This is a genomic window from Petrotoga sp. HWHPT.55.6.3, assembly GCF_002895495.1.
GTDB lineage: Bacteria > Thermotogota > Thermotogae > Petrotogales > Petrotogaceae > Petrotoga > Petrotoga mobilis.
On the sequence record NZ_AZRJ01000016.1, the window covers coordinates 1 to 8,675 of the forward strand.

The 8,675-nt window shown below is 32.8% G+C and carries 8 protein-coding genes; all 8 read right to left on the bottom strand.

Annotation, left to right across the window (positions count from 1 at the left end):
* Positions 1 to 184: 184 nt before the first annotated feature.
* On the bottom strand, positions 185 to 1,552 hold the full coding sequence (gene murC / locus X926_RS06285; RefSeq protein ID WP_103065444.1) for a UDP-N-acetylmuramate--L-alanine ligase: 1,368 nt from the start codon (positions 1,550 to 1,552) through the stop codon (positions 185 to 187).
* A gap of 44 nt (positions 1,553 to 1,596) precedes the next feature.
* Positions 1,597 to 2,652: a glycosyltransferase gene (locus X926_RS06290; RefSeq protein WP_012209443.1), complete on the bottom strand. Its 1,056-nt coding sequence runs from the start codon at positions 2,650 to 2,652 to the stop codon at positions 1,597 to 1,599.
* Complete coding sequence (locus tag X926_RS06295; protein WP_012209444.1) at positions 2,642 to 3,742, bottom strand: FtsW/RodA/SpoVE family cell cycle protein; 1,101 nt, start codon at positions 3,740 to 3,742, stop codon at positions 2,642 to 2,644. Before X926_RS06295 ends, X926_RS06290 begins: the two co-directional genes overlap by 11 nt.
* Before the next feature lie 58 nt (positions 3,743 to 3,800).
* Positions 3,801 to 5,450, bottom strand: a complete 1,650-nt coding sequence (gene argS, locus X926_RS06300) for an arginine--tRNA ligase (protein ID WP_012209445.1) — start codon at positions 5,448 to 5,450, stop codon at positions 3,801 to 3,803.
* A 102-nt stretch (positions 5,451 to 5,552) separates the two neighbouring features.
* Entirely contained in the window at positions 5,553 to 6,233 is a 681-nt protein-coding gene (locus X926_RS06305; RefSeq protein ID WP_103065445.1) for an amino acid ABC transporter permease, read from the bottom strand.
* Positions 6,230 to 6,997, bottom strand: coding sequence for an amino acid ABC transporter ATP-binding protein (locus X926_RS06310; RefSeq protein WP_103065446.1), 768 nt, complete (start codon positions 6,995 to 6,997; stop codon positions 6,230 to 6,232). Before X926_RS06310 ends, X926_RS06305 begins: the two co-directional genes overlap by 4 nt.
* A gap of 3 nt (positions 6,998 to 7,000) precedes the next feature.
* Complete coding sequence (locus X926_RS06315) at positions 7,001 to 7,672, bottom strand: amino acid ABC transporter permease (RefSeq protein ID WP_012209448.1); 672 nt, start codon at positions 7,670 to 7,672, stop codon at positions 7,001 to 7,003.
* Positions 7,673 to 7,749: 77 nt separating this feature from the next.
* Positions 7,750 to 8,481, bottom strand: a complete 732-nt coding sequence (locus X926_RS06320; RefSeq protein ID WP_199171187.1) for a basic amino acid ABC transporter substrate-binding protein — start codon at positions 8,479 to 8,481, stop codon at positions 7,750 to 7,752.
* Between the last annotated feature and the right edge of the window lie 194 nt (positions 8,482 to 8,675).

The window sequence follows — 8,675 nt, forward strand, 5'->3', positions numbered from 1 at the left end:
AAGTAAATTTCTCCCTCTTTTCTCAAATCTTTTCTTTCTTTTAACTTAAACCCTTTGTCAATACCCAGTATTTGTGCTATAATTTTGTTGCTCATGATATCACTCCTCTCTCTCTTTTTATTTTTTTGTTTTTTGTTCTATGAGGAGTGATATCTTTTTTTTACCCCTTTTGTCAAGTACCTCATCAACCATTTTTATTATACAGCCGGTTTTTTTTGTTTTTTGATAATTTTTTTGCTATGTCAGTTATGTCTCCTGCACCAACAAAGAGTAATACAGCATTTTTTTCTTGTAAAAGATCTGATATGATTTCGTCTTCCGAATTATAATATTTGGAAAAAGTAGCTTGTGAATTAAGAGCTTCTACAACCTTTTTTTCATCTACACCATTTATGGGTTCTTCAAAGGCCGAATAAATTCTGTAAACTAATACCTCATCCGAATATTTTAGGACATCAATAAAGTCGTTTATGTGGAAGTAAAGGCGGGTGTACCTGTGCGGTTGAAATATGGTTATTATTTTTCTTTTTGGGAAATACTCTTTTGTTGCTTTTATAGTTTCTAAGATTTCGTCAGGTGTATGGGCATAATCGTCTATTATTGATAGATTATCTTTATCGTAAAGTATATTGAATCTTCGTCCAACCGAATTATATCTATGAAAGGTTTCTTTTATTGTGCTAAACTCAATCCCTAATTCTAAAGAAAGTGCGGTTGAAGCCAGTGCATCATAAGCGTAGTGTAATCCTGGAAGATTTAAAGTGATATCTCCGATGTATGTGTTTTTGTGATAGATCTCAAACACTTGATATCCGTTATATTGATGTCTGTTTTTTATAATATAATCAGCCTTTTCAGATTGCCCAAAGTATAATACTTTCTTTTCGTTCAAATGCCATTTGTTGAGATGAACGTCATCTCCATTTAATATAACCAGCTCTTTCGTGTTTTTTGCAAATTTATATAAAGAACTTTCCAACTTTTCAAATTCGTTGTTGTAGTGCTCAAGATGATCTGGTCTCAAATTATTTATGATAGAAAAATTAGTTTCTGTTTTTTCGATAAAACCATCACTTTCGTCGACTTCTGCTATTACTATTCCATTTCCAAATCTAAAGTTGCCATCTTCTAGTGAATCATGTATTCCACCTAAAAAAACTGTCGGATCTTTACCAGCGTTTTTGAATATTTGAGAGACCATAGCGGTAGTGGTGGTTTTTCCATCTGTTCCTGTTATACCTATTGAGGTATGCTCTTGTAATATTGAATTCAGTAGTTGCATTCTACTAATAATAGCTATCTTTCTATTTTTTGCTTCTATCAGCTCTGGATTGGTATCTTTTATTGCGGTTGTTTTTATTAAAAAATCGATATCAGGAAGATTTGAGTCCTGATTTAATTTAACTTTTATTCCTTTTTTTATTAAGTATTCCACTCTTTCGTTCATTTCGTTGTTTGATCCAAGCACACTCGTTATACCATGTTTATAAGCAAGGTACAAGGCTAAGGAACTCATGCCTATTCCACCAATTCCTGAAAAGTAGTACTTCATAGATACCTCCTTACGAAAATACAAAGATTTCAGATCTCTGCACATTATAAAATCTCATCGATATTATTAATTATATTTTCTGTTGCTTTATTTATCTTAGGTGTGTATATAAATTCTGTATTTTTTGGTTGAATATGATTTAAAAAGTTGATAAATTCATCAGTTTCCACTTTTTCTTCATCGATAACAGCAATTTTTCCCTCCTTCTTAAGAGAAAGAGCATTTTTTAATTGATGATTTTCTGCTGAACCTTTCCATGGGATCAAGATACCAGAAAGATCATAAAACTGAATTTCGGCGAGTGTTGTTGCTCCAGCCCTTGATACTACCCCATCTGATACAGCCATCAATTCATATAAATTTTCTATATATTCAAAAGTAAAAACGTTGGGAAATTGTTTGAACTTTTCTTGATTTTTCGTTATATGTATGTAATTGTTAATTTTTTCTTTTTCGTATACTTTGTACATTAATTCATCTATTTCGTTTGAACCCAGGCTTCCGCCAAAGACTAATATACATCTTTTGTTTAGATCCTTTATCCCAAAATTACGTAAGTAAGTTCTGGGGATTTCTTTTTCAGGCGTTCTTACAGGATTGCCTGTAAAAATAAATTTATCATTCAATTTGGTTTCTTCGTAACTTACAAAAACCTTTTTTGCCCATCTAGATAGTACTTTATTGGATATTCCAAGTGTTGAATTTTGTTCATGTAGATAAAATGGAATATTTTGTTTTTTTAAAGCTAAACCGACGGGAACAGTTACGTATCCACCAGTGAGAAATCCAAAAACAGGTTTGAATTCTTTTATTATTTTTTCAACTTTACGCGTATCACTTAAAACTTCAAAGGCTCTGTTTATATTTTTAACGTTGTATAATGGCCTTTCTAGACCTTTGGTATTTAGAGAAATTAACTTTGCTTTTGGAAAGTCGGTAGGCAACTTTTTTTCTTCAATTCTTCCTTTTGTAGTAAAATATATTACCTCTAACTTATTATAATATTTATTTAAATATTTTAAAACAGAGAGAGCAGGGTAGTAATGCCCTCCTGTACCACCACCGGAAAAAACAACTTTTAACTCTTTATTATTCTTCATCTGAACTTGCCAACTCCGAATTATGATATATCAATCCTAGTCCCCACCCTATAGATGTTAATGTAACTATCATAGAAGAATTTCCATAACTTACCATTGGAAGCGTTACCCCTGTAACTGGCATCCATGGTACTCCCAATCCGACCAAGGTGTTTATGACAACTTGAATGAAGATCCAAGAAGCTGTAGCTCCACAGAATATAAAAGTACCGTGATCTTTAGTAAGATAAGCTAAATACACAAGCTCATGAGACAGAAAAAAGAAAAGAGTTAGAACCATTACTATCCCTAATTTTCCCCATTCTTCTCCTATAACGGATATGATAAAATCACTGTAAGATTCAGGTACATAGTATTTAAATTCACCGGCAAAAGGTCCTGTACCAATCAACCCACCATTTGTAATGGCATCTCTCGAACGTTGACTCTGAAAATCGTCGGAACTTGTCAATCTTGAAATTTGATAGGTCTGGAGAAAATTATCCTTAAAGATAAAAAGAACAGAGATGATAATCAAGGTAAAAATAAAGAAGAACAACATAACCTTTTTATCTCTTATTCCTAAAAAAATCGTTATTAAGGTTAACATTGTAATTATAAGGGAAGAGCTGAGATCTGGTTCCAAAAAGATTAAGAATATGCTAAATCCACATACTAAAATGGGGAAAATTACATTTATTAGTAGATTCTTTTTATTTTGTATTTGGGTGTAATAAAAAGCTAAGAAAGCAGGAATAATGAGTTTTGCAAGCTCTGATGGTTGAAATTGGAAAGGACCAATATTCAGCCACCTTTTCACACCTGCGATAGGTTGAGTGAATAAAACTATAATTAAAATGAGATTTAAAAATACAAAAAGAGCTATCATGATATGCTTGTTTTTTGTAAAAGTATCACTGAACATAAAAGCAATTACGGCACCTAAAAAGCCGAGAATTAAGGCGATTATATATGTTTGAAATTTTTGATCGGGGTTTATCTCTTTGATGTCACTGATTGCAAAGAGAGAACTGTAGATGAATAGAACACCTACGAATAGAGTGATACCTAATATTATTAAGTAAAAGATGAAATTGTGTTTTATCACCATACGTTGGGGGAGCACCCCCAAACCCCCCTTTCAAATTCTAATTTCGAGATTTTGTCTTTCACATGCTTTCAGGAGCATTTACACCCAAAATAGACAAACCTCTTGCTATGACTATTTTTGTTGCGTGACAAAGATTTAACCTACCTTGAATAAGCTCATAATTTTCTGCATTGAGAACAGATAAGTTATTGTAAAAATGATGGAATCTTGATGCTACTCTTTCCAAATATTGGGTGAGTAAGTTAGGTTTGTTTTGAATTACAGCTTTGGTTAATACATTTGTAAATAAGGATAACTCTCTCATCAATAATTTTTCTTCGTCTTCTTTTAGATTTTCTAAACCTAAAAATAATTCGTAATTTATCCCTCTTTTTTGAGCTTCTTTAAATATGCTGCATATTCTTGCATGAGCATATTGAACGTAGTAAACGGGATTTTCATTGGATTTTTTTATAGCCAGATCGATATCAAAGTTCAATGTTGTATCAGGATCAACCATAGCAAAGAAGTACCTAACAGCATCTTTTCCAACATTTTGTATAAGATCGTCAAGAGTGAAGAATTCCCCACTTCTTGTTGACATCTTTATAATTTCTTCGCCTTTTTTTACATTTACAAATTGGTGCAAAATTATTTTTAAAAAATTTTCTGGTAATCCTAAAGCTTTTGCTGAAGCCATCATTCTAGGTATGTGACCATGATGGTCAGAACCCATTATATCAATCACAGTGTCGAAACCCCTTAGGTACTTGTAATAATGGTAAGCAATGTCATCACAAAAGTATGTTGGCATCGAATCTTTAGATCTTATCAATACCTTGTCGTTTTCATCTATCAAATCAGATACTTTAAACCATAACGCATCATCTTTTTCATACACGTAGCCTTTAGATTTTAAATCGTTCAAGGTTTTTTCTACCATTTTATTTTTAAATAATAATTGTTCACTGAAGATTACATCGAAGTTTACGTTTATTTTTTCAAGCGTTTCCAACATGTTTTTTAGCATATCTTCAAGAACTTCTTTTCTGAATATATCCTCGGTTTCTTCATCCCATTTGTCTTTAAACTTTTCTCCATATTTGTTCAATACTTTTTTTGCAGTATCTACTAGATACTCTCCTCTGTAACCATCTTCGGGTATTTCATATTTTGAACCAAGAATTTCGTTGTATCTTACCCATAGGGAGTAGGAGAGAAGTTTTATTTGTCTACCTGCATCGTTTAGATACATCTCTCTTTGAACTACGTATCCAGCTTGTTCATAGATATTTGCCAAAACATCTCCCATAACAGCTTGTCGACCGTGAGCAACAGTGATGGGACCGGTGGGATTAATGCTTGCAAATTCAAACTGTATATTCGCACCTTTCCCTATGTCAAATTTCCCGTAGGTTTTTGGATTGCTCAAAATTTTAGAACATATCCTTTGATATATTTGGGGAGAAACAAAAAAATTTAAAAAACCATTTGCATTATCAACTTTTTCGAAAAAAGAAGATTTAACTAGTTCTTCTTTTAAAATTTGAGCAATTTCTTGAGGTGATTTTCTTAACCTTTTTGTTAATAAGAATGCTACGTTGGAAGAAAAATCTCCCATATCGTCTTTAGGAGGTGTTTCGATGGTAAAATTGAGTTCCATCTCAGAAACACCTATATCTGACAAGGCTATATTGATCTGGTTTTTTATAAGATCTATTATTTCCATTTATTTGTTTCCTCCTGTCTTTTCGTTTATTACCGGCTTTAATAACTCTAAAAAGGCTTTAACGGCCATTCACTTTACAATCACTCAGCTTTTATTACATTTCTAAATTCGATTCCTAGCATAAGTGAGGGTTCCAGGAATCTTGATTTTCTTTTCAATAAATCTGAATATTTCTCCAAAAATTGTGACCAACACAAAATATATGATAGCAGCAAATAGGTAAACTTGAAAGAATTCAAAGTTACGACTCGCTACAAACTTAGCTTGAGCCATTATTTCTGGCGCTCCAACGATATAAGAGAGAGAGGAATACTTCAATAGGTATATAAATTCATTTGTCCAAGAAGGGATAAACCTTCTTAACGCTTGGGGTAATATGATCAATCTGATAGCTTGCCATTTTTTCATTCCTATTGATAAAGCCGCTTGCATTTGACCCGAACTTATCGATTGAATGGCACCTCTTAGATATTCGGCCTGATAAGCGGCAGAATTTAAAGAAAAAGCCATTATTGAGGCTAATATTGGAGAAAGCCTAATTCCAATAACAGGTAAACTATAATATAGAATGAAAAGTTGAACAAGTAATGGTGTCCCCCTTATTATCTCGATAAAAACATAGCTTATATAATAGAATAATTTATTTCCATACGTTTTAGAAACTGCAAGTAAAACGCCCAAAAAGAATCCTATGACTATAGAAATTAAAGTTAAAAAAAGTGTAACCCATATGCCTTCCACCATATAAACCCAGGAACTTCCAACGATTTCAAAAAAGCTCATGTGTTTTCATCCTTTCCGTACAACTGCGATAATTTATTCAAAAACTCCTTAGTTCTATCTTTTTGAGGATTTTTGAACATCAATTCTGGGGGACCTTTTTCAACAATCACGCCTTTTTCCATAAATATGATCTCATCTGCAACAGCCCTTGCAAATCCCATTTCATGTGTAACACACACCATAGTCATGCCACTTTTTGCAAGATCAATCATGACGTTCAGAACCTCTCCTATTAGCTCTGGATCCAAAGCAGAAGTTGGCTCATCAAACAGAATTAATTTGGGATTCATAGCCAGAGATCTAGCGATAGCGACTCTTTGCTTTTGCCCACCGGAAAGCTGAGCAGGATAAAGGTCTGATTTATCCTTCAATCCAACTCGTTCTAATTCTTTAAATGCAATTTCCGTTGCTTGAGATTTTTCAATCTTTTTCACTTTAGTCAAACCAATTCTAACGTTTTCAAGCACAGTTAAGTGATCAAATAAGTTAAAGTGCTGAAATACAAAACCTATTTCCTGCCTAATTTTGTGAATATTCTTTGAAGATAATACTTCATCTCCTTCGAGATATATTCTTCCAGAATCAGGTTCTACCAGTCTATTTATACACATTAAAAGGGTACTCTTTCCTGTTCCACTCGGACCTATTATTACCTTTGTTTCTCCTCTTTTAACTTCAAATGTTATTCCTTTGAGTATTTCTGCTCCATTATAACTCTTATGAAGATCTTCCACTTTTAATATTATATCTTTCTCTTCTTTCATTTATTAAACGCTCCTTGTTTCGTATCCTGGGATAGTAAGCTTTTTTTCGATCATGCCAAATCCCCTACTTAAACTAAAAGTTAGGACAAAGTAGATAGCTCCACAAATTAGATAAACTATCAAAGGTCTATTAGTTACAGATATAATATAAGTGCCTTGCCTAAGTAATTCAACCACACCTAAGGCATAAGCAACTGATGTATCTTTTAGGACTACTGATGCCTCATTGATCCAACCTGATAAGGCGATTCTTATTGCCTGGGGGAAGATAATGTAGATGAAAGTCTGGATTTTGTTCATTCCAATTGAATAAGCAGCATCTAGTTGCCCCTTTGATATGGATGAAATTGCACCTCTAAAAATTTGTGATTGATAAGCTGAGCTTATCAAACCTAATCCAATTATTGATGCAATCAAGGGATCTAATCTTATTCCGATGGCTGGTAAACCGTAAAAAATTAAAAAAAGAACAACTATCAAAGGGATACTTCTAAAAACTCGTTCGTAGATTAAAAAAATTAACTGTAAGAATTTGTTACCATACAATTGACCAAAAGAAATTATAACTCCAACAACAAATCCTAAGATCAAACTAAAAAAGGTTAATTCAAGTGTCACAAGTGTTCCTTTTAATAAATAGGGTAATGAATTTATAATCACTTGAATGTCTTCCAAGTATCATCCTTCCTTTTTAATTTAAATATAAAAGGGGGTGAAGCCCCCTTATGTTTTTCTTTTAGAAAATTAGAACATCACTTAAAATACTTTTCTATTAGATCATCCATTTTTCCAGACTCTTGTAACTTCATTATGCCTTCGTTCAAGATATTTAATAAATCCTCATTACCTGGTGCAACGGCCATACCATAATTTTCGTTAGTTTTAATGATTCCTACAATTTCCACCGAATCTGTCTTGGTGAATCTTTCAGCCACAGGGTTATCTAACACTATCACATCAATATTTTTGTTAACTAAGTCGCGAACAGCGAAGTTAAATGTATCGTATCTTATTACATTGGCTTTCGGCAAGTAACCAGCGTCAACAAGATTTTCAGTCACCCAAATATCCCCTGTAGTACCTGTTTGAACTCCGATTTTTGGATTCCTAAAAAGAATGGTTAGATTGGTACCTTCTCCTTTTCTTACCATAATACTTTGATCAGCACTATAATATGGGATTGTAAAATCGACTACTTTCTCTCTTTCTTCAGTTATAGTCATTCCAGCGACAATAATATCTATATTTCCGGTCATTAAAGAAGGTATGAGAGAGTCAAAGCTAATATCTCTTATTTCAACTTCAAATCCATACATTTTTCCGATTTCCCTTATTAAATCCATATCAAATCCGACAAACTCTCCACCTTCAACGTACTCAAAAGGTGGGAAAGATGCTTCTGTACCGACAACATAAGTAACTGAGAAAGCTGAAAACACAAAAGAAATCAAGATCGCAGAAACTAAAAAGGCTTTTTTCAACATGTTCATACACCTCCTATCGGATTATCTACTTTTTTACTTACTCACAAAACATTAAAACCTTTGATTCCACGTTTTAACTGTTAAACAGATTTTCTCAATATCAATCTATTTAAAGAATGATTGTTTGAACATATTATAACATAATATATGTTTGAATGAAAGAGGTCATTTTTAATGGCTGTATAATAAAAATG